This is a genomic window from Levilactobacillus andaensis (assembly GCF_016861695.1).
GTDB classification, from domain to species: domain Bacteria; phylum Bacillota; class Bacilli; order Lactobacillales; family Lactobacillaceae; genus Levilactobacillus; species Levilactobacillus andaensis.
Genome location: NZ_BOLP01000005.1, coordinates 143503 through 164867, shown reverse-complemented (window position 1 = coordinate 164867; position 21365 = coordinate 143503). Strand labels below are relative to the sequence as shown.

The window sequence follows — 21365 nt, the reverse complement described above, 5'->3', positions numbered from 1 at the left end:
TTATCCTGTAATTTATTTGCTCAAAGGCCTATTTTTCGCTAAACTAGAAGAAGACTACGACTTAAGCTAATTAGTCCCTAGTTGGTCATCGTGTCTGGCAAGTTTTTTTCAAATTTGTTTAGAAATCGGGTGTATGACTACTGTAGCGACTCTAGTAGGTATATCTCTGATGGAGACCACCTGTTTAACTTATGTGGTGATAGCTTCTTCTATGTTACCTGTTGATTGAGTGAAATAAAGTGTTTGAGTACATAGTTACTGACTGCTCAGTCCACTATGGTAGCCTTGATATATAGATGATGTGTTGCGAGTCCAGAATTTGATTATGGAGGAGCACAATCAGAGCCGGAGGCGGCCAGGGATGTAGCCAGCCGTGTCGACGATGTTAGTCAGGGTATTTTCCTGGCTTACATCGTGGGACGACCTCGGAGACACGCGTTTTTCGTGGCTTTGAGGCGAGACGGAAGCCCGATTCTCAGGCTGGAGTCGTTCCCCATGGCAGGCGGAATCCCTGGCAGCCGCAGTGCGGAAATTTTAAGATAGTCAGATGTTCCAGGGGAAAAAGGGAGGTGGCCGATTGAGTCGGTTATGGTTAACAGGTTACCGTAGTTACGAATTGGGCACCTTTGGCAATCAGGACCCAAAGCTACTGGTCATCAAGGATACATTGAAAAAATTACTGATCGGTAAGGTGGAAAACGGCACGGACTGGTTGATCACGGGTGGTCAGCTAGGCGTTGAACAGTGGGCTGCTGAGGTCGGCATTGAACTAAAAGCGGACTATCCAGAGCTGAAGGTGGCCGTGATGACGCCGTTTGCTGAGTTTGGCAACAACTGGAACGAGGCCAACCAAGCGCAATACGCCGCGGTGACCAGTCACGTTGATTTTCACCAGTCGGTTAGTGAGCAACCTTATCATGGGCCCCAACAGTTAAGAAACTATCAAGAATTTATGTTGACCCATACGGATGAGGCTGTCATGGTTTATGATTTAGAAGTCGAAGGAAAACCGAAATATGATTACGAGGCCGTAAAGCGCTATCAAGAGCGCCACGCGTACCCTTTGACGTTGGTTGACATGGACTGGTTAGAAGAAAGTGCCAACGAATATCAAGAAAATTTAAATAATGGTTCCCAATTCGAGTAAAAACTGGTATTATAGATATCGCCGGTTTGATTACGATAACGAGGTGTAATGATCAATGGAAAACGTTAATTTTACTCCCAAGGAAATTTTGCAAAAGCAATTTCGTCAGAAAATGCGTGGTTACGATCCCGATGACGTTGACAGCTTCTTAGACAACGTCATTAAGGATTACGACACCTTTGTGAAGGAGAATCAACGGCTTCAAGAAGAAAACGAACGGTTATTGGCAAAGGTTGACGAACTCACGAAGCAAGTGCAAGTGGGCGGCAGTCAGCCGGCAGCATCAACGACTAGCTCAGCAACTTCAAATGTCACCAACATGGACATTTTGAAGCGGCTATCCAATTTGGAACGGCACGTTTTCGGTTCACAATTAGATAATGATCCAAACGAGTCACATCGTTTGTAGAATTATAAAGACTGGTGTAAATCCTGAGTAATCGCGGTCGGCTTATGTCGGCTGAGGAAAGTCCATGCTCGCACAGACTGAGATGTCTGTAGTGTTCGTGCTCGGTGAAAAAATAAGCCGGGGGACGTTAGCAATAGCGTTACGGCGGGAAAAAACGACTAAGGCTTCGGCTATGTCCTAGTATCCCTGAAAAGTGCCACAGTGACGATACGTCTAAGGAAACTTAGGCGGTGGAACGCGGTAAACCCCTCGAGCGGGCAACCCAAACTTTTGGTAGGGGCGCTTCACATATGGAAATGAACGAAATGTGGGGGGAGAGGAAACTCTCGAGATAGATGATTACTGCCACTTGGTCGTTTGCCTGAAACGATTGAGCGGTACAAAACATGGCTTACAGGGATTTACACCATGTCAGGTGGGTGGGAGCTTGCTCCCACCTTTTTTTGTAGCTATAATTGGGTTAATTGCCCCCGGCTGATAAGGTGAAGTTAAAGCTGAGTTTTCACCGTAGCAGCCATTCAAGGATTCAGTTGCACCGCATGTTGTAAACCTGCTGAGAAAGGCATTTGCAGCGTGACGGAATTGATTGCAGATTAGTAAACAAACTTGTTTAACCAAGGAGGACTTTATGAAGAAATTTCATTTATACGCAGCAACCGCTAGTGGGATCGAAGCCATTGCGGGCCGCGAATTACGTGACCTAGGATACGAGACGCAGGTCGAAAATGGCCGGGTGCGGTTCGATGGGACCATTGAAGATATTTTACGGGCCAACCTCTGGCTACGGACGGCCGACCGGGTACGGATCATCGTGGCCGAATTTGATGCCGTGACCTTTGATGAACTGTTCGAAGCCACGAAAGCCGTGGCCTGGGATGAACTGCTGCCCATGGACGCCGCATTCCCTGTCGAGGGTCGTTCAAAGAAGTCACAGTTACATAGTGTGCCGGACGCGCAGGCCATCGTGAAGAAGGCTGTTGCGACGAAGCTGGCGGCTGTTTATCACCGGCGGACACGGATGCCTGAAACCGGGGCAATCTATCCGTTGGAAGTTATGATCGACAAGGATCACGTGATGTTGACGCTGGATACGACTGGGTCAAGTCTCTTTAAGCGTGGCTACCGGGTCGGTAAAGGGAGCGCGCCACTGAAGGAAAACATGGCCGCTGCGTTGATTGCGCTGACGAGTTGGCACAAGAATATGCCATTCTGGGATCCCGTTTGTGGGTCCGGAACGATTCCCATCGAAGCAGCCATGATCGGCCGCAACTTGGCCCCTGGGTTCAACCGAGACTTCACCTGTGAGAGCTGGGATTGGGTGCCCCAAGAGCTGAGTGACAAGGTGCGTGATGAAGCCGATGCCAAGGCCGATTACGACACGCCACTCCAGATCTTCGGTTCCGATATCGATGAGAACATGGTCGAAATTGCTAAGCGAAACGCTCAAGAGGCCGGCTTGTCACAAGATATTTCATTTAGCCAACTAGCTGTGCAAGACTTCAAGACGGACCTCGAAGACGGGGTCATCGTCGCTAACCCACCATATGGGGAACGGTTGAGCGACCAAGCCAGTGTGCGGGAACTCTACAAGCAAATGGGTCAGGTCTTCAAGCCACTGACGGACTGGTCGAAGTACATTTTGACGGCCGACTTGGAATTTGAACACTTCTACGGTCAAAAGGCCACGAAGACACGGAAACTGTACAACGGGGCGTTACGGACCGATTACTTCCAGTTCTGGGGAAAGCGCAAGCCACGTCATAAGGAGTAGGTCGCATGATTAAAGCAGATTGTATTTTTTGTCAAAAAGACGAGCTGGTTTTAGAAAATGAGCTGGCCAAGGCGTTCTGGGACTTGCATCCCGTGCGCAAGGGCCATCTGCTGATCGTGCCCAAGCAACACTACGCCACGTACTTTGACGTGCCAGCGGAAACGCGACAGGCGATGGACGCCTTAACGTTTGTTGCCAAGGACTTCCTGGATGATAAATTTCATCCGGCCGGCTATAACATCGGTATCAACGTGAATGCGGCGGCTGGACAGACGGTTCAGCACGCGCACATTCACCTGATTCCACGCTATGAAGGCGACGTGAAGGATCCACGCGGCGGCATTCGCAAGATGATTCCGCGGGCTGTGCGTAAGTGGTAAATAATTTAAGAAATGGTGAAAGCCAGTTTTAAGATTTTGACGTTGTCGAAGTCTTAAGACTGGCTTTTTGGGTTCTAAAATAGCTGTTGTTGGTAATCGATCTATTTGACTAAAGAAAGTTCCAAAGTACGGCTCATGTCAGTTCTAACAACAATTGTGTTCCTAAAACTAGGCAACATAGCGGTTGAGTCGCCTTGTCGACCGTCAGATGCGGCCTGATTGCTATTTTTTAGAGAGTTAGACTGCCACTTTAATTTGCAACTATTTGGATGATGTTTAGATGGTAATCCACCCTAACTATAGTCGTTCACGCTTATCTTTTGAATTTTGCGGAATTTTTGATTATAGTCATGCAAATAGATAGTGAAAACTTTTTGATTACGGTAATTGAAGATCCATTACAAGCTGGTTAGCGATAAATTAGTTGAGAAGCACCTAGCGTGAGTGTGGTAGATGTGTTTAGAAACTCAGAAAGTGGGCGGGTACGATGAGTATGCTGAAAGATATCCATAATTATGTGAAAGAGAATTATGAAGCGGGAAACTATGATGATGCCAAAACTGCCTATACTTCTTGGAAAACCGAGAAGACTCAACAATCTAATCTGACCGATTTTGAAATGGGCGTCCAAAAAGCCCAAAGCGATTATCAAAAGAGCGGGACATTTGCAGCGTATCCAGAGTTGACAATTGATGTTGTGAATAAAATTACGGATAACAAAGCTTCTGAGATCAGCGGATTTATTCGTGGATATAATTCGGAAAAAGAACGGATCAAGAAACAATCGCAAAAGAAACATTGAAGTTATAGATGCAATTGGTGGCATTCTGCGTCAACTCGTGTTGATGAATGAGCTTGGATTTGAAAGAAATTGGGGTATAACCCCAAAATGGTTCTTACAGAATTTCAAAAGTTCTGTAAGAACCATTCTTATTTTTGACTATTATGGTGCCGAGACATGGGATAAGTAGGCAACTTGTTGCGCTTAATTTCTGATCACACTAAAGCTCACAAGCTAACCGTTCGGCTGTCTTTTTTAGACACAGATCAGCATTGCACTGTTAAGCAACAAATGATTGCGCTAGAAAGTGGGCCACAAAGCAGGGTGGGTACTTAGCGGGACCTTAGCTGGTAAATGATGGTTAACGTCACAAAATCTAACATTAAAACGGGGAATGCACGCGAATCGCGTTAGCTAAAGGCTAGCACGTCCTTTTGTTCGTTAAATTACCCGGCAAACGAGGTCGTTTTGAAGAGATTTCCCTGTTTTTTCTGAAAACCGGTGTTATAATTTCTAACATCAAAGGCAAAGAGAGGGCGTCGCTAATGAATCTTGCAAATACGGCATTTGTCATTATCGCGAGCATTTTAGTTTTATTCATGACTCCGGGGCTGGCTTTCTTCTATGGTGGTCTGGTGTCCGAGAAAAACGTGGTCAACACGATGTTGTCGGTCTTCATTATGACTGGGGTCGCAATCTTACTCTGGGTATTTCTGGGCTACACACTAGCCTTTTCCGGCAATATTGGTGGGATTATAGGGAATTTGAACCACGCGTTTATGGCCGGTATCAAATTGACGAGCTTAACGGCCACCCATATTCCAGTGGGAGTCTACTCCCTATTTCAAATGATGTTTGCCATCATTACCCCGGCACTGTTCGTCGGGGCGGTGGTCGGCCGGATTCGCTTCAAGTTTCTCCTGACTTTTCTGGTTTTGTGGTCCATATTGATCTATTACCCGATGGTCCATTTGGTCTGGAGCCCGGCTGGTTGGCTGGCCAAATTGGGTGTGCTGGACTTCGCCGGCGGGACGGTCGTTCACATCAACGCCGGGGTCACAGCGCTGGTCTTGTCAGCTTGGCTGGGACCGCGGTTGGCAAAGGATATCCCAACGCAACACTACAATTTACCGTGGGTACTGTTGGGAACGGCCATCTTATGGATCGGCTGGTACGGCTTCAACGCGGGCAGTGCCTTAGCCGTTAACGGGGTCGCCATGCAAGCAGCCCTCACCAGTACGGTGGCAACGGCGACGGCCATGGTCGTCTGGATGTTCTTAGACATTTGGACGACGGGCAAGCCAACTCTGGTCGGGGTCTGCACCGGGACACTCTGTGGGCTGGTCGCCATTACGCCAGCTGCCGGTTACGTGACCATCATGGGGTCCGTGGCAATTGGCGCGCTGGCCACGTTGGCTAGTTATGGGTTTATTCAGCTGTTGAAGCCACGATTGGGCGTGGACGATGCGCTGGATGCCTTCGGTTGTCATGGGGTGAGCGGCATCGTCGGCAGTATTTTGACCGGAGTCTTTGCGACCAAGGCCGTGAACCCCACGATTACGCAAAATGGGCTGGCCTACGGTGGCGGTTGGCACCTGCTAGGCATTCAACTATTGGCGACCGGCTTCACGATTGCCTTGGTTGCCGTGATGGGAAGCGTCTTGATTTTAATTTTACGGCGGCTGACGCCAATGCGAGTCGATGCGACCGAGGAACGCCTGGGATTGGATCAGGGCGAGCACGGTGAACAAGTCGACTACACGGTGGGCTTGAGCGAGCGGTTGGCGGATTTTCATCCCGACCAGGAACTCTACGCGCCAGAATTTAAGGGCCAACTCCAACGACTGCAGCGCCCAACAGTTCAGCCCACTCATGATAATGGCAAGTAAAGGTAGTAACTTTCTTAAGTTTGGTCAAGATGATTGTCGTTAATCATTTTTTCTGGTAAGCTACGGTTGTGGTTAGGGGCCATGAAGTGACAACTTTAGTTTGGGGGAGATTAAAATGACGAAAGACAAGATTGCTTTGATCGTCTTGGTTGTTCTGGCAGTGGGGTTATTGAGCTTGGTACTCATGCTAATGAAGTCGGTGCTGTGGATTGCTTTTCCACTGGTATTCGCGTTCCTTGGGTTAGCCTGCTACAGCATTGAAAACTGGTTAGAAAAATCATCTAAAAAGAATGAGCGTGAAGCTTAAGTAATAGGCAAAATAAAGGCGGCCAGTGAGCCGTCTTTTTGTTTGCGATGAATTTAGGATTTGCTTTGTTGAGCCTGTCTGATGATTTTGAGAAAAATTGATATACGTGTTGCCTATCGGTCGATAAGTGAAAGCTGCTACAGCTTATATCTTATATAGTAGAAAAATCGTTATGCGTATGAGAATGGTGGGTATTTCCGTTGGCAGGAATGGCGGCTTTCTTTAAATGCTTCTTGTGGTCGTGATCAATCTGAGCCGGAGGAGGACAGGGGTGTAGCCAGCCGTGGAAATCTTGATAGCTCACAGCTACCAAGATGGGCGACTTTTGAGACGCATTTTTTGCGGCTTAAAAGCGAGCGAGAAGCCTGGTGTTCTTCCAGGCTGAAGCGTCCCCACAGCAGGCGGAATCCCTGGCAGCCGTAGCGCGACCATTTTTCACCAACATAAGAATTGCTCTTTACAGCAACCTAAGCCGCTTGCTAAAATGAAAAGGGTAAAGGCGATGAGGGAGACGAAAGTACAAAGGGAACAACTGGCGGACGTTGGCGACTATCTCAAGGCGTTCGCTTGCACGGCGGTCATGGGCCAGACCGTATTGAGTCTGGGCCTGACGACCGCGGCCGGGCAAGCACAGCGCGTGCCGATTGCCTGGCTTTATGCCGCTATTAAATTCACGGCACCGGCGTTTATCTGTGGTATCCTCTTTTCCACGATGCGGACGACGATTCCGCGACCATCGCTGACGCAATATTACCGGCAACAGTGGCATGCGCTCGGCGTCCCGACCCTATGGTGGACGCTGGCCTACCTCTTGATTTTACCTAGCGTTCAGCAACACCAGCCGGCTCGTACCGTTGAGCAATTTCTCTGGCAAATGGTGAATGGGAATGCGGCGCCACACCTCTGGTACAATACGATGATGCTCCAGATCATTTTATTGATGCCCGTCTGGTGGGTGTTGCGGCAGTGGGCCACGACAATTGGCCGGCGAAAATTTCTGCTGGAGAGCACGACGATTACCTATGCACTGGGGATGTGGGCCTATACATATTGGATCTACGATACGGCGCGCTATGGTCGCTGGTATCTGACGGACCGCATTTTCTTAGGCTTTGTCCCGTATGCCGTCTTAGGAATCGTGCTGTACTTGGTATGGCCGCGTGTTCGGCAATGGCGCTGGTTAGCGGTGCCATGTCTCGTCTTCGGTGGCGTGGCGGTTGGCTGGCAAGTCCACCAATTATTACAGGTACAGCCGTTGTCGCTAGTTCGCAGTAGTTACTACTTACCGGCCAACGTCTTGTATGCGCTGAGTGCCATTGGCCTGATCGTCAGCTTGGCCATTTGGCAGCTTCGGCGGCAGTCACGGTGGCTACCTGTGATTCATTGGCTGGCGACCTATGCTTACCGGGCGTACTTGGCGAACGTTTTTTGGCTGACACTGATCTGGTCGGCGTTTGGCCGGCAATTGGCTAGCCGTCACGTGGGCTGGGGACTGTTACTGTGTTATGTTTTGACGTGGGTTTGGTCGTTTACGGCGACTTATTTGTTACATCTCACTTGGCAGAAACTAAAAACAATTATCCTAAATTGGAGGAACAGAAAATGTCACGAACGCAACCAGTCGAGTTAGTCACGATGATCATGGTGACCGACCCGCAGACTCACCGGGTCCTAGTGGAAGATAAAGTTAATGTGCCGTGGAAAGCCGGACACAGTTTTCCTGGTGGCCATGTCGAAGTTGGGGAGACCTGTGCGTCGGCGGCGATTCGGGAAGTCTATGAAGAAACCGGCCTTCATTTAAAGTCCGTGAGCTTTTGCGGCACGTGTGAATGGTTTGACGAGTCCCGCCAGCAACGAAAGCTCGGCTTGCTCTACCGCGGTTCGGAATTTACTGGTGAGTTGCAGGCCAGTGATGAGGGTCAGATCTGTTGGCTACCGCTGAGCGAAATGACGGCGGAGAAGAGTGCGGCGTCGATGCCGACCTTGCTACGGGTCTTTAATCATGAGGTCGCCGCCGTCACGAGTGACGAGTGGAATGGTGACTTGCACGTCGATCATTAGGAAATTTCTGGCTGCTACTCGAAAAAATAGCGGGCAGACAGACCAAACTGTTGTAAGCGGTTACATAATCAGTTAAACTAAAGGTGTGAAGAATAGGTAAAGGAAGCGATAATCGTGAAATCCACTGTGCAAACGCAACGCTGGTACGGTTACTTCTTTATCGGGCTCAGTATCGTCGCCCTAGGATTAACCGGACTATTGACATTACCGGTCATTGACCGGGCCCTATTATTGACCACGGCCTTAACGCTGTTGGTCTACGGGTTAACTTATCAGCAGCATCTCAGCCGAGTCATTTGGCGGGTCCTGCTGGTCGTCAGTCTGCTGGTTGGCGTGATCGACCTCATCTTGGCCGTCACAATTGCACCGGAATTGGTCACGACACTATTTAGTTTCTTCCTGCCGTTTGCCTTTTTAAGTGTTCTCCTGGGTTACCTGAAACGCCGAACCTTAGCTTAAGCAACTAAAAAATGGTGTCACTCCCATCTGCGGAGGTGACACCATTTTTTGTTTGTCTTAGCCGAAGAGGGTGACCAGAATATCCCAGGTCATGTGGACGGCGATACCGGGCCACAGTGAGCGGCTATTTTTGTACAGCCAGCCGAACAGTAATCCCAGGACGAAGACGGAGACTAAATTACTTAACCAGGTACCGACACTCATGGCCGGAACGGTCGTTAGGTAGCGGGGGATGTGCATGCTCGCAAATCCCAAGGCCTGAATCACGTTAGCTTTCGCAAATGACGTTTTCTTCAGGAGGGCATTTAGGAAATAGCCACGCGTAACGAATTCCTCGGCGACCCCTACGACTAGGAAGTACTGTCCCCAGTATTGAGGGATGAAGGTCCGGTTGACCCGGAGACCATGATGCAGTAACCAGAATTGTAGCCCGAGATACAAGACAATCGCGACCCAAACAACGTAACCGGCGGTAAAATGCCAGTTGGGCCGCCACTGTTCACGGTTGGTCAGGGTCAAGGTTCCCTGGCGAGCCTGATGGGTGAACAACCACCCGGCACCAATCCAAACCGTTAACTTGACGGCGTCCAGGAGAATCTCCTGGGGCCAGCCATGGAAATGATGGTTAATGGGGACGTTTAAAGTCACTTGAACAATTAACCAGACGACCCAAGACCCAATGAACTGCCAGGTGAGCCGGCGAGCTGAAACGCTATTAGACACAGAAATTCCCTCTCTTCTCGAAAAAGTAACGATACTCTTATTGTAAAACTTTTAGGTGAAAAGGGGGTGTAAAAACTGCGTAAGGAAGTGGTAAAAACGATAGATGTTATCATCAATTACATCTATATGTTATCATTGTTTACTTTTAAAGTGAACAGTGATAACATAAGAGCATGAGCAGTGCTAACATAAGAGCATGAGCAGTGCTAACATAGGATTTAAGAGGAGGTCGTTGGTCATGGTGAAACAACCGTATCATCGTAAAAATTTGGCCGCCGCCATTCAGCAGCAGGCCCGGCAGCAATTAGAAGAAGCGGGGGTCGACCAATTATCTTTACGGCAAATTGCCCGATTCTTGGCCGTGACTCCAGCGGCCGTTTATCGTCATTTTCCGGACAAGGCAAGCTTGCTGGCTGCCCTGCGAGTGGAATTTCAAGAAGAATTGGCCGCTGCGTTACGGGAAGGTGTTCTGGATTCGCCCAACGCCACGGCGATGCTCCAACGGATGGTCGCAAATCTGCTGACCTACGCGCAGGACCATCCCCAGGCGATCGTTTTTCTTTTACAGGCACCATTTCCAGCGCCGCAAAGCTTACAAACGGTCGTCACGTTGCTGGCTGCCCAACAGCCGGGAACGTTGCCGGTCGACCAGGCAGCCCCAGCCATCTGGACGTTCTTACTGGGAACGTTATTGCAATTGCCAACGTATCCGGTAACGGCGGAAGACCTCACGATGCAGCTGATGCGGTTATTGCGGGCGTGATGTGATCTGATGGTCGCCTTACCGGCCGCCAGATATGGGCTGAAACGGTGCGAACACAACTTGAAGCCTCGAAAGTCGTGAGTCTCCAAGATTGGTTTTCTGCTAACCCGGCAAGAAACGCCGACTAAGCAGAACGACACGCCTGAGCCCATATCTGCCGACCTCTCGGCTTACACAGTATTCTTAGACGACTGAGATAATGACTGTAACAGTCGCTATCGACCGAATCGAAAGTACTACTACACCATATGTCACAAAGAGTCACGGGTGTTTCACCGAAGGACGTGCTAGACTGAATGCAACCTATCTGTTGGGCCAACTCTACGCGGCGCAGTTTTACCACACTATGAGGCAGAAATTGCCGTTCACAGCAATTTTAGCTAGTGGGGACTATCAACAGATCACCGACTGGCGGATTCAAAATAGTCATCGGCTGGGCGCCACGTTAACGCCAGTCCAGTTAGTCCAACAGGGTACGGGCGAGCCGCTTGACCCGCAGCACTGTTGGACTGGATGACGGCAACATGTGAACACACTTATCAAGTAGCTAACGAAACTCTTTACTTTCAAAAAGTAAGTGATAAACTAGAGCTACGGTTTTAATGAAACTATCCATTAATGAATTGGAAAATTAAAGTGAGGTTATATCAACTATGGAAACGAAATTTATTGAACTGTCTAAACAACGGCGGACGATTTACAACTTAGGCCGCAACGTCAAGTTATCAACGGACGACTTGACAACGCTGATCCAAGAAAGCATCAAGCAGACGCCAACGTCCTTCAACAACCAGACGCAACGTGCCGTGATTCTATTTGGCAAGTCCCACGAAAAACTGTGGGACATCGTGATCGACCGCTTGAAGCAAGAGGTTCCGGACGAAGCCGCTTTTGCCAAGACAACGGCGAAGGTCAACGCCTTCAAGGCCGCCTTTGGAACGATCTTGTTCTACACGGAAACCAAGACGGTCAAGGAGTTCGAAGAGAACTTCCCCCTGTATGCCGCCAACTTCCAAGACTGGTCCGAACAATCCCAAGGTGGGGCCCAACAAGCTGTTTGGACTGCACTGGCCGAAAACGGTATCGGGGCTAACCTGCAACATTACAACCCACTAATTGACGACGAAGTCCGCGCTGCCTTTAACATTCCTGGTAGCTGGAAGCTCCGTGGTGAAATGGACTTTGGTTCCATCGAAAGCCCAGCTGATGCCAAGGACTACCTGGCTGACAACGACCGCTTCTTGGTCTTCAAGTAAACTAAGATTTCCAATATTTTAAAAAGAACCGGTCCCACATGAAAAATGTGGTGGCCGGTTCTTTTTGCTATCGGATCTTCAGAGTTTAAGGCAGTAATTAGGAGGGGCGTGCCCCGTTCCAGCCGATATCCGGCAGCCATTAAGGCAAAGAAAAACTAAGTTGCCTCAGGGTTAACATTCTCGGCCAGAAGTTAACAATCTATCGCTACAAGAAACTTTGTCAACCAGATATAATGGATATAACCAATAAGGGAGGAGTACATCATGAGCCTAAACCTAGGACCAGTCATTCTACAGAAGCGCAAGGCCAAGGGCGTCACTCAGCAGCAGTTGGCGGATTTTGTGGGCGTTTCTAAGGCCTCCGTGTCGAAATGGGAGACCGGTCAGTCGTATCCAGATATTACGCTGTTGCCATTACTAGCGGCGTTCTTCAACGTTTCGATCGACACCCTGATGGCCTACAGTAGTCAGCTGACCACCAAACAGATTCGGCAGTTGTACGCGTCACTGGTCGCCCAGTTCGCCACGCGACCAGCCACGGATGTTTTGGCAGCCATCGAAGACACCATTCACCGCTACTACTCGTGTGCGCCGTTGCTGCTGGAGATGGGGCAGCTCCTGTTGAATCACGGGGACCTGTTGCCAGGGGAAACGGCGGTCGATAAATTAAACCAGTACCTGACCCGTGCGCAGGAACTCTTTGCCCGCGTCACCGAGCTCAGTACGGACCCGGTCCTTTTAGAGAAAGCCCGTGACTTTTCGGCGTACTGCTCCTTGCTGCTCCAGCGACCCGATGATGTGTTGACGGCGCTAGGCCAGTTCGTCCCCGCGTACTTTCCTAGTGAGAGCCTGATTGCCTGGGCCTATCACTTGAAGGGCGATGATCACCGGGCGATGGCGACCACCCAGAGCGCGCTCTACCAGTACGTGACGGTCATGGCTAGCCAATTGACCAATTACCTCCAGCTGGTGGTCGGGCAACCGGAAAAGTTTCGGGCGACCTATACGCGTGGGCAGGTATTCATTGCCACCTTTGATCTGGCCAAATTGAATCCGGCCTCCGTCATTAATTTCGACGTCTCGGCGGCCATGGGTTACGCGCAACAGCACGATTCGGCGGCGGTCCACACGTGTTTAACGGCCTACGTTAACTGTTTAGCGGCCGTGAAATTTCCGTTGCGTTTACACGGGGATGCCTACTTCGATGCCATCGACGAGTGGCTGGATCAGACTGACCTGGGCCACGCCTTGCCCCGCGATGAGCATCACTTGCAAACGGATTTTGTGACGGTGGTCCTCGACAATCCAGTTTTTAAACCTTACCTAGAGATCGTCGAGTTTCAACCGATCGTTCAACGACTAACGCAGATAAAGGAGCGCTTAAACCATGCATAATTCCGACTTGTTTTTTAATAATTTACCGCTGTTCGTGCCGCTGATTGTGCTAGAACTGGGGCTACTGATTGCGGCGCTGGTCAGCCTGTATCGTCGCCAAACGGTGCGCCACGGCAACCGACTCATCTGGACGTTAGCCATCGTACTCGTCCAGCCGTTCGGGGCCATCGCGTACTTCATTTTCGGTCGGGAGGTGGACTGAGTGGCCATCTTGGATCTTCAGCGCGTCACCAAGCGTTTCGGCGACAAGCAGGTGTTAAAGGGACTCGACTTGACGGTGCCCACCGGGTCGATCTTCGGTTTTGTCGGGGAAAACGGGGCCGGTAAGACGACGACCATGAAATTGATCTTGGGATTGGACACACTAGATGCGGGCCAAATCACCGTGGCGGGCCAGCCCGTCCGTTATGGCCGGACCGTGGCCAATCAGGTGGTCGGTTATTTGCCGGACGTGCCGGCGTACTACGGCTACATGACGCCCACGGAATATCTGACCTTGTGTGGCCGGCTAACGGGGATACGGCAACCGGACCTGGCCAACCGCATCACGGCCATGTTAAAGACGGTCGACCTGCCGCAAAATAAGCACCGCATCCACGGCTTTTCGCGGGGGATGAAGCAGCGTTTAGGTATCGCACAGGCCTTGCTGAATCGCCCGCAACTGTTGATCTGTGACGAACCGACCTCGGCGTTGGACCCGAACGGCCGCAGTGACTTTTTAGATCTGCTGGCAAGCTTGCGTGGTGAAATGACGATCTTGTTTTCCACGCACATTTTACCCGACGTGGAGCGCATCAGTGATCAGGTGGGGATTCTGCACGATGGCGTCTTACAGGTCCAAGGCGACTTGAACGCGTTGAAGCGCCAGTACGCACGGCCCAAGGTCCAATTGGAATTTGCGTCGCCAGAAATTGCCCAGCAAGCGGTAGCGGTCATAGGGAGACCGGCAACTCAGGTGGCGACGCACGTGGCGGTGCCCTTTCGGGGTGACTACGCGACCATGGTTGAAGCCATTTTAAAGGCGCTCCTGGCAGCTCACGTGGTCCCATTAGTCGTGGATCGCCAGGAGACTAGTTTGGAAGATATCTTCCGGGAGGTGACAGCATGAGCGCGACACTGACCTTTTGGCATAAGGAATGGCTAGCGGCCTGGCGGAACTACCACGTCTTAATTTTGGCGGTGGTCTTTGTCATCTTCGGTATCGAGGCCCCACTGATGGCGAAACTCATGCCTGACCTGATGAAGTTGGCGCTGGGTGATCAATTGTCGATTAAATTGCCGCAGCCGACCAGTAGCGACTCGTGGCAACAATTTTACAAGAACACGTCGCAAATCGGTATCTTCTTATTGGCCCTGGTCTTCAGTGGCGCGGTCAGTCAGGAGGTCAGCGGGGGGACCCTGGTCAATTTGGTGACCAAGGGCCTGCCACGGTACGCGGTCATCATCGCCAAGTATCTGGTGGCCGTTGTACAGTGGGTGGTCGCCATTGGTGGGTCGTTTCTCATCACGTGGGGCTACACGGCGTATTATTTCCCGGACGACAAGAGCCCACACGTCTGGCTGGCGATTTGGCCAGTCTTACTCTTCGGCCTGTTCTTCGTGGCGGTGGTCTTGCTGGGGTCCACACTGATCAATAGCAATTACGCGGGCTTCTTGACGGCGGCCCTGGTCTTTGCGGGCCTAGCGTTGCTAAATTACGTGAAGGCCGTCAAACGGTGGAACCCGATTGCCTTGGTGACGGATAACCTCGACCTGGTCCGCGGCACGGAGAAAATCACGCACATTTTACCGGCATGCGGCGTCGCGGTGGTGGGGGCACTGGTGCTTTTAGGTGTGACGATTTGGGCGTTTAATCGAAAACGACTGTAAGAATCTTAAACTAGGGTGGTCTTTATCGTGATGTACGTGCCAAATATCCGCCGTGTACTGGTAATAGGACAAATCAGACAGAATCCGGTTAGCTGATTAAAAACTGTTTTGCTGACTACCAATCCAGGACGGTGCTTTTGAATTTCATGACCAAAATTGATGTAAACTAGGCCTGTCTGTGCAGGATTGTACATTAGTTATCTGCCTCGTGCCATTCACAATCAGCTTTAGAAATACTATCGCGAAAACCAATCCAGTCATTTTTATACCATCACACCGGATAATGTCCATTAAGTGTGACAGGAGCCAAGGTGCCCTTGCGGTGACTAGCCTAATTGATGGATTACCGCCGCAACTTGATCAGGACCCACGATTGTATGAGCAAAAGATTCAGCTTGTTCGAGTAACGCCGACTTGCTGTTCACCCAAAAACTAGTGGCGGCCTGCGAAAGCATCTTGACGTCATTCATATCATTACCAAAGGCGATATAATCATGAATTCCTAATAAGGCTAACGTATTAGCCTTATTAATGTTCTGTGCAGTCAGATCTAGGTTACCTTCACCGACGTGCTGCACAATTTCTAGGTTCGTATGGTCAGTAACCAACCGTACAATTTTTTCCAATTGTTGATCAACCATCCCTAAGAGGATTACTTTAATGGTTGTTGTGATCTGTTCCACGGGAACGTTATGTGCGAGATGGTCTGGATCGAGCTGTTTTGTGAGCAAATTATCTGGTGAAACGTGCGCGGCGTAATCCCAATCGCCATCAACCACATAATCCAAATTATAGTGGGTGATTAAGGCTTTCAGGTAATCCCTGTCTGGTGTAGCAATTGGGGTCATAACCTTAATCGTATCAGCTTGCGAGACGATAGCGCCATTCCCGCCAATTAGCAGGTTGTGCCGAAATTCGGGAACAATGGGGAGTAAATCTCTTATCGGACGAGCAGAAGCGAAGATTAAGTGATGACCGTGTTTTTCTAAGCCTTTTAGACCTTCTGTAATTTCGGCCGAGATGCTTGTGCCGTTAAAACTTAGCGTACCGTCAACATCAAAGACATAATTCATATTAGATTCCGACTCCTCACTACGTAATTAATTAAAATGAACGCGTTCGCTTTATAAGTTACTTTATTCTTTGTAAGCGGTGAAAACAGGTTGGAGATAGTATATCATGGTCTGCACTGAAAGCACACGGATTGAGGAAGCGTACATCGCTCGTCATATCAAGGGTGGTGCGGCTACATACGAATATTATAAATTAAAAAATGAAGGCGACCCATACAGAATGGCCGCCTTCATCTGTCTTACCTACTAGTTTGAAGGACTTAATGCGAAGCGAGCGATCATCTGTCCCAGATGTTGGGGGGATTCGACACAGCCATTGCTGACCCAATTGGCAGCAATATTAATCACGCCGCCCGAAAAGAATAAGAGGTAGTATTGGATTCGTTATGTTGGGACCGTGTCCGCCGATGCGGTCTTGTTTGATGAGTAGTTTAAAAACAGTTTGGAGGGTTTTGACTAATTGGGTGGCTGTTTTGGGAAATACAAGGTAATAACCACAAGAAACTTATCAATTTTCTCGACGAATTCACAGCAAGTTTGGTTCTCTAACGTTCGTTATCAGAGAGAACAATCAGAGCCGGAGGAGGCCAGGGATGCAGCCAGCCGTGGAAATAGTGGTCGCTTGTAGCGATCACTATGGGCGACTTTTAAGACGCATGAACTTCGCGGCTTAAAAGCGAGCGAGAAGCCCGAACCTCAGGCTGAAGCGTCCCCACAGCAGGCGGAATCCCTGGCAGCCGTAGTGCGGCAATCTATATCAATATAGCAGCTGGAGGCGACCGTTTTAGTCAGTCGGACTTGGGTTGGTTGTAGCGGGAGAACTTATGCTAAAATGAAAGGTAGCCACGGGCGCTGACACCAGCCAGTCATTTGGTCGCCAACGCCCGCTTCAGTACTTTCTATATCAGGAGGTAAAATATGCAAAAGAGAATTGCCATCATCGGTGGTGGGATCGTCGGGGCGACCGCTGCTTATTACTTGAGTACGTTGCCTGGCGCCCAACAGGTTAAGGTCACGTTATTTGACGAGGGGGTCGGTCAAGCCAGTAAGGCCGCGGCCGGCATCATTTCACCCTGGTTATCCAAACGGCGGAATCAACGCTGGTACCATTTAGCCAAGGCGGGGGCCGATTTATATCCCGAATTGATTCACGACGCTCAATTAGGAACCGAAGTTTACCAACAAACGGGGACCATCGTGACCCGCGAAGTCCCAACCGACTTAGAAGTGCTGTACCAGTTAGCTCAGGAACGGCGGCAAGACGCGGCGACCATGGGGGCGGTCTCAACGCTCACGGCTGCCGAGGTACAAGCCAAGGTGCCCCTGTTAGGAAATGCTCAACCTGGCGTCTTCATCAGTGGTGGTGCCCGCGTTGACGGTGCCGCATTGGTCAACAATCTGCTTGACCGGGCCAGCGCCAAGAACTTAACGGTTCGCCATGAACGCGTCTCCTTGACCCCCAACGGCCAAGTCGTGACCTCTTTAGGCAACCGGCAGTTTGACCGGGTCATCGTTGCGGCGGGAGCTTGGTTGAAGGACCTCCTGGCCCCATTAGGCGTCGTTGCCGATGTGCGGGCACAGAAGGGCCAACTGATCGAGTTAGCCGTCAAGGACTATCCACTACAGGAAAATATGCCCGTGGTCATGCCCGAGGGCGAACGGGACTTTGTGCCGTTTGGTCACGGAAAATTGATCGTGGGAGCCACTCACGAAGACGACGGCAAGTTCAATTTGACCGTCGATCCAGCGGTGACGGCCGACCTCTTGGGCAGTGCCCAACGGTTGATGCCGGGTCTGACCGCCGATAGTTTGACGGGCGTACGCGTCGGAACTAGGGCCTACACCAGTGACTTTGCGCCATTCTTCGGGCCGCTACCGGAACACGAGACGTTCTTGGTGGCTTCCGGCCTGGGATCTTCTGGTCTGACAACGGGACCGCAAATTGGTCGGTTATTGGCCGGTTCAGCGCTCTATGGTGGAACTCCCGACTGGAGCGAATACGAATTGCCATTGACGACCTACTTGGCGTCTTCCGCGAAGTGAAGGGCCTGATTGGCTAGCGTGTGGGCGCCCTGATTCTGTTTTTCGGGGACCCATTGCGTCAGGACCAATTGAAAGGGTGCCTGCGCAGCTAACAACTCGTCGACTAATTTTTGGTAATGTTTCGCATAATGTTTGGCCAAACTGTCGCTAACGATTTGGCTATCGGTATAAAATAGGACCGTGGCCTGTTGCGCCTGGTCACCGACTAACGCCGCCAATTTCTCAAACCCCAGGCGGGCAATCTCAAATTCGGCGGTGTGGTTGGTGGTGGCGTGCAAGACGGCTTTTAACTGGGTCTGCTGGTGGTCGTGAATAATCAAGATGCCCCCGGCACTCAACCCACTCTGAGGCTGTGTCGCGGCGTCCGTATACAAAGAATACACAAGAATCACTCCAATTCATTCGTGAGGTGTTGTAAGTAATGATAACCCAGGAACGGCGTTTTTTGTATCAACCAAACCCAATTAGCAGTGTGATCAACTGGAGCTGGACGTTAATGGTCCTGATGCTCGGGGCCATCTTCTGGCTAGAGGTCACCCACTTCAATTGGTACACGCTGGGGCTCTTCGTGGCCTTTGCCTTTCTGTGCTGGCTAGAGATCCACTACAGAAATATTACCATGGCAAACGGCGTGTTGACCGTCAGTACGGTCTTGAATCACCGCCATTTAGTGATTCCTTTGGACCATGTCAGCAGTGTGAATTTGGCCCGTTACCGGCTCGGCATCGTGGCGCAAGGAAAAATTTATCAGTTCCTGTTACCACGGAACTCTGCCATTGAACTCGCCGGTTTGATTCAGGATGCCATGACGGCAAACGCTAAGGAGGAGTAAGTTTATTGAACGATATTGAAATTTCACAAGCAACCAAGTTAGAACCGATTGAAAAGATTGCGGCTAAGCTGGGGTTGACCCCCGACCAGATCGAACCATACGGCCACACCAAGGCCAAAATCGACCTGCCTTTGGCCAATCCACGGCCTCAAGGAAAATTAGTGCTGGTCACGTCGATCAACCCCACCCCAGCCGGTGAGGGCAAGTCGACCGTGGTCGTTGGGTTAGGGGATGCCATGAACCGCTTAGGCCATCAGACGGTGTTGGCTCTGCGGGAACCTTCCCTCGGCCCCGTCATGGGACTAAAGGGTGGTGCGACCGGTGGGGGTTACGCTCAGGTCGTTCCCATGGAAGACATCAACCTGCATTTTACGGGTGACATGCACGCTTTGACCGAGGCCCACGATACCTTGGCGGCCTTGATCGACAACCATATCCAACAGGGAAACGCCTTGAACCTAGACCCACGCCAGATCGTATGGAAACGGGTCCTAGATATCAACGACCGGGCTTTACGGCAAACGGTGATTGGTTTGGGTGGTCGGACTTCCGGCGTGCCGCGTCAGGATGGCTTTGACATTACCGTGGCCAGTGAACTCATGGCGGTATTGTGCCTGAGTGAGGACCTGACCGACTTGAAGCGCCGGGTCAACCGCATCCTGATTGGCTACAACTACGACCGCGAACCCGTGACGGTCGGTGACTTGAAGGTCGGCGGGGCGATCACCCTGCTGCTAAAGGACGCCATCAAGCCTAACCTGGTCCAAACGCTGGAACACAACCCGGCGATCATCCATGGGGGACCATTTGCCAACATCGCTCACGGCTGTAACTCGGTCTTGGCGACGCAGACGGCCCTGCAACTGGGGGACTACACCGTGACCGAAGCTGGTTTCGGTGCCGACCTGGGTGGCGAGAAGTTCATGGACATCAAGACACCAGTACTGGGCAAGACGCCGGACGCCGTGGTCATTGTGGCCACAATTCGGGCCCTCAAGTACAATGGTGGTGTCAAGCGAGCCGACCTCGAACAGGAAAACGTGGCTGCCTTACAACAAGGCAGTGCCAACCTGAAGCGCCACATTGCCAGCATGCAGCAGTACGGTGTGCCGGTCGTCGTGGCGATCAACCGCTTCACCAGTGATACCGATGCTGAAATTGCGGCCTTGACGGCTGATGTGGCCGCCTTAGATGTGCCCGTGGCCACCACGACCGTTTGGGCCGATGGCGGGGCCGGTGCGGCTGATCTGGCCGAAAAGGTGGTTGCGGCAACGAAGCAACCGAGTCATTTCACGCGGTTAACGCCGGAACATACCGACCTGGTCACCCAGATGACGGCCATCACCCAAAAAATCTACGGTGGGGCCAAGGTTGACCTGTCGACCAAGGCACAACGGCAACTGAAGACCTTCGCCAAGTATGGTTGGGACAAGCTCCCCGTCTGCATGGCGAAGACCCAGTACTCCTTAACGGACGATGCGCATGCGCTGGGCGCACCCAGCGACTTCACGATTCACGTCCGCGAGTTCGCCCCACGTTTGGGTGCCGGCTTCGTCGTGGCCATGACCGGGAACGTTTTGACCATGCCGGGTTTGCCTAAGCACCCAGCAGCGTTAGATATGGACATTGACGCTGACGGGAAGATCACGGGCTTGTTCTAAAGCTTAAAGTTTTAGTTGAATAATAGTAATGAAGGTCGTTGCGAGGAACTCTCGTGGCGGCCTTTTTTAAATCGACCGTACCAAATGATATTAGCAAACAAATTAGGCAACCTGGTGCTCGTTAGATAAAGGGTGAAAAGAAAACGCTACCCAAATGTAGATTTCATTCAGGCAACGCTTCAAATAGTTTGGTATATCTGACTTTTCTAATCATCGTAGTCTTCAGGATTATCGAGAATCTTTACAAAATCATCGACTGAAGCGGTTTTAGTATCGCCGTTTTCAACTTCTTCTAGTGCTTGGTCTATTTCAATCGTCAGAGTATTATTAGTCGGCTTAAACGGCATGCCATTTTCTTTGATTATTTGGGAAATGAACATATTGACGGCCCCTGTAAGGTCGATGCCTAAGCTATTGGCTACCTGTTCGGCTTTTTGCTTGCGGACCAGGTCCATGCGAATTGTGAGTCGTATTTTTTGAGGCTTTTGGGGATCAATCATATTTTTATCGTCTCCTGTCTGCGTCCTATGGTGACGATTTTATCGT

At 50.7% G+C, this 21365-nt stretch carries 25 protein-coding genes, 1 other RNA gene and 1 pseudogene; 21 read left to right on the top strand and 6 right to left on the bottom strand.

All coding sequences use genetic code 11. The annotated features are described in order from the left end of the window. Window positions 1-577 precede the first annotated feature (577 nt). The 11 genes from JUF10_RS05505 to JUF10_RS05455 all read left to right on the top strand — a co-directional run bounded on the left by JUF10_RS05505 (window position 578) and on the right by JUF10_RS05455 (window position 9204). Complete coding sequence (locus JUF10_RS05505; RefSeq protein ID WP_203641245.1) at window positions 578-1147, top strand: SLOG family protein; 570 nt, start codon at window positions 578-580, stop codon at window positions 1145-1147. A gap of 55 nt (window positions 1148-1202) precedes the next feature. Then, window positions 1203-1556, top strand: a complete 354-nt coding sequence (gene gpsB, locus JUF10_RS05500) for a cell division regulator GpsB (protein ID WP_143461982.1) — start codon at window positions 1203-1205, stop codon at window positions 1554-1556. Window positions 1557-1575: 19 nt separating this feature from the next. Then, window positions 1576-1955: RNase P RNA component class B (rnpB, locus tag JUF10_RS05495), an RNA gene on the top strand. 229 nt (window positions 1956-2184) lie between these two features. Further along, on the top strand, window positions 2185-3327 hold the full coding sequence (locus JUF10_RS05490; protein ID WP_203641244.1) for a THUMP domain-containing class I SAM-dependent RNA methyltransferase: 1143 nt from the start codon (window positions 2185-2187) through the stop codon (window positions 3325-3327). A 5-nt stretch (window positions 3328-3332) separates the two neighbouring features. After that, window positions 3333-3707 (top strand): HIT family protein, encoded by a 375-nt coding sequence (locus JUF10_RS05485; RefSeq protein ID WP_048736108.1) that lies wholly within the window; start codon window positions 3333-3335, stop codon window positions 3705-3707. Window positions 3708-4194: 487 nt separating this feature from the next. Next, window positions 4195-4509, top strand: coding sequence for a hypothetical protein (locus JUF10_RS05480; protein WP_203641243.1), 315 nt, complete (start codon window positions 4195-4197; stop codon window positions 4507-4509). Window positions 4510-5033: 524 nt separating this feature from the next. Continuing rightward, a complete protein-coding gene (locus JUF10_RS05475) occupies window positions 5034-6377 on the top strand; it encodes an ammonium transporter (RefSeq protein WP_203641242.1) in 1344 nt (447 codons plus the stop codon). Between the two features lie 115 nt (window positions 6378-6492). Continuing rightward, window positions 6493-6684, top strand: coding sequence for a hypothetical protein (locus tag JUF10_RS05470; protein WP_203641241.1), 192 nt, complete (start codon window positions 6493-6495; stop codon window positions 6682-6684). A 502-nt stretch (window positions 6685-7186) separates the two neighbouring features. Then, entirely contained in the window at window positions 7187-8314 is a 1128-nt protein-coding gene (locus JUF10_RS05465) for an acyltransferase (protein ID WP_203641240.1), read from the top strand. Continuing rightward, entirely contained in the window at window positions 8287-8745 is a 459-nt protein-coding gene (locus JUF10_RS05460) for an 8-oxo-dGTP diphosphatase (protein ID WP_203641239.1), read from the top strand. Before JUF10_RS05465 ends, JUF10_RS05460 begins: the two co-directional genes overlap by 28 nt. 114 nt (window positions 8746-8859) lie before the next feature. Further along, window positions 8860-9204 (top strand): hypothetical protein, encoded by a 345-nt coding sequence (locus JUF10_RS05455; protein WP_203641238.1) that lies wholly within the window; start codon window positions 8860-8862, stop codon window positions 9202-9204. Between the two features lie 57 nt (window positions 9205-9261). Here the strand turns inward: JUF10_RS05455 and JUF10_RS05450 are convergent, their stop codons facing one another. Continuing rightward, window positions 9262-9927: a CPBP family intramembrane glutamic endopeptidase gene (locus JUF10_RS05450; protein ID WP_203641237.1), complete on the bottom strand. Its 666-nt coding sequence runs from the start codon at window positions 9925-9927 to the stop codon at window positions 9262-9264. A gap of 238 nt (window positions 9928-10165) precedes the next feature. On the opposite strand from JUF10_RS05450, the gene JUF10_RS05445 reads away from it, so the two are divergent. The 7 genes from JUF10_RS05445 (at window position 10166) to JUF10_RS05415 (ending at window position 15210) form a co-directional block, all read left to right on the top strand. Beyond that, complete coding sequence (locus JUF10_RS05445; protein ID WP_203641236.1) at window positions 10166-10690, top strand: TetR/AcrR family transcriptional regulator; 525 nt, start codon at window positions 10166-10168, stop codon at window positions 10688-10690. A gap of 199 nt (window positions 10691-10889) precedes the next feature. Continuing rightward, entirely contained in the window at window positions 10890-11207 is a 318-nt protein-coding gene (locus tag JUF10_RS05440) for a hypothetical protein (RefSeq protein ID WP_203641235.1), read from the top strand. A gap of 136 nt (window positions 11208-11343) precedes the next feature. Then, window positions 11344-11946 (top strand): nitroreductase family protein, encoded by a 603-nt coding sequence (locus JUF10_RS05435; protein WP_203641234.1) that lies wholly within the window; start codon window positions 11344-11346, stop codon window positions 11944-11946. 264 nt (window positions 11947-12210) lie between these two features. Continuing rightward, window positions 12211-13341, top strand: a complete 1131-nt coding sequence (locus JUF10_RS05430) for a helix-turn-helix domain-containing protein (protein ID WP_203641233.1) — start codon at window positions 12211-12213, stop codon at window positions 13339-13341. Then, the gene (locus JUF10_RS05425; RefSeq protein WP_203641232.1) at window positions 13334-13543 is read left to right on the top strand and encodes a PLD nuclease N-terminal domain-containing protein; all 210 of its coding nucleotides are present in this window, start codon (window positions 13334-13336) and stop codon (window positions 13541-13543) included. The genes JUF10_RS05430 and JUF10_RS05425 overlap by 8 nt, the downstream gene beginning before the upstream one ends. Next, entirely contained in the window at window positions 13544-14449 is a 906-nt protein-coding gene (locus JUF10_RS05420) for an ABC transporter ATP-binding protein (protein WP_203641231.1), read from the top strand. After that, a complete protein-coding gene (locus JUF10_RS05415) occupies window positions 14446-15210 on the top strand; it encodes an ABC transporter permease (protein WP_203641230.1) in 765 nt (254 codons plus the stop codon). The genes JUF10_RS05420 and JUF10_RS05415 overlap by 4 nt, the downstream gene beginning before the upstream one ends. 20 nt (window positions 15211-15230) lie before the next feature. Here JUF10_RS05415 and JUF10_RS05410 read toward each other — a convergent pair. From JUF10_RS05410 to JUF10_RS14255, 3 genes and pseudogenes are all read right to left on the bottom strand, one after another. After that, window positions 15231-15404: pseudogene (locus tag JUF10_RS05410) on the bottom strand (type II toxin-antitoxin system PemK/MazF family toxin); the annotation flags it as partial. A 132-nt stretch (window positions 15405-15536) separates the two neighbouring features. After that, a complete protein-coding gene (locus tag JUF10_RS05405) occupies window positions 15537-16283 on the bottom strand; it encodes an HAD hydrolase family protein (RefSeq protein ID WP_203641228.1) in 747 nt (248 codons plus the stop codon). 246 nt (window positions 16284-16529) lie between these two features. Then, the gene (locus JUF10_RS14255; protein WP_203641227.1) at window positions 16530-16631 is read right to left on the bottom strand and encodes a hypothetical protein; all 102 of its coding nucleotides are present in this window, start codon (window positions 16629-16631) and stop codon (window positions 16530-16532) included. A 570-nt stretch (window positions 16632-17201) separates the two neighbouring features. Here JUF10_RS14255 and JUF10_RS05395 point away from each other — a divergent pair. Beyond that, window positions 17202-18326, top strand: a complete 1125-nt coding sequence (locus JUF10_RS05395) for an NAD(P)/FAD-dependent oxidoreductase (protein WP_203641226.1) — start codon at window positions 17202-17204, stop codon at window positions 18324-18326. Here JUF10_RS05395 and JUF10_RS05390 read toward each other — a convergent pair. Further along, entirely contained in the window at window positions 18302-18709 is a 408-nt protein-coding gene (locus JUF10_RS05390) for a ribonuclease HI family protein (RefSeq protein WP_203641225.1), read from the bottom strand. The genes JUF10_RS05395 and JUF10_RS05390 overlap by 25 nt on opposite strands. Window positions 18710-18771: 62 nt before the next feature. Between JUF10_RS05390 and JUF10_RS05385 the strand changes: the two genes are divergently transcribed. Together JUF10_RS05385 and JUF10_RS05380 are read left to right on the top strand one after the other, a co-directional pair. After that, window positions 18772-19158, top strand: coding sequence for an EbsA family protein (locus JUF10_RS05385; protein ID WP_308440211.1), 387 nt, complete (start codon window positions 18772-18774; stop codon window positions 19156-19158). 5 nt (window positions 19159-19163) lie between these two features. Next, the gene (locus JUF10_RS05380; RefSeq protein ID WP_203641223.1) at window positions 19164-20819 is read left to right on the top strand and encodes a formate--tetrahydrofolate ligase; all 1656 of its coding nucleotides are present in this window, start codon (window positions 19164-19166) and stop codon (window positions 20817-20819) included. 206 nt (window positions 20820-21025) lie between these two features. On the opposite strand, the gene JUF10_RS05375 is transcribed toward JUF10_RS05380, so the two are convergent. Next, on the bottom strand, window positions 21026-21319 hold the full coding sequence (locus JUF10_RS05375) for a type II toxin-antitoxin system RelB/DinJ family antitoxin (protein ID WP_203641222.1): 294 nt from the start codon (window positions 21317-21319) through the stop codon (window positions 21026-21028). Window positions 21320-21365 lie beyond the last annotated feature (46 nt).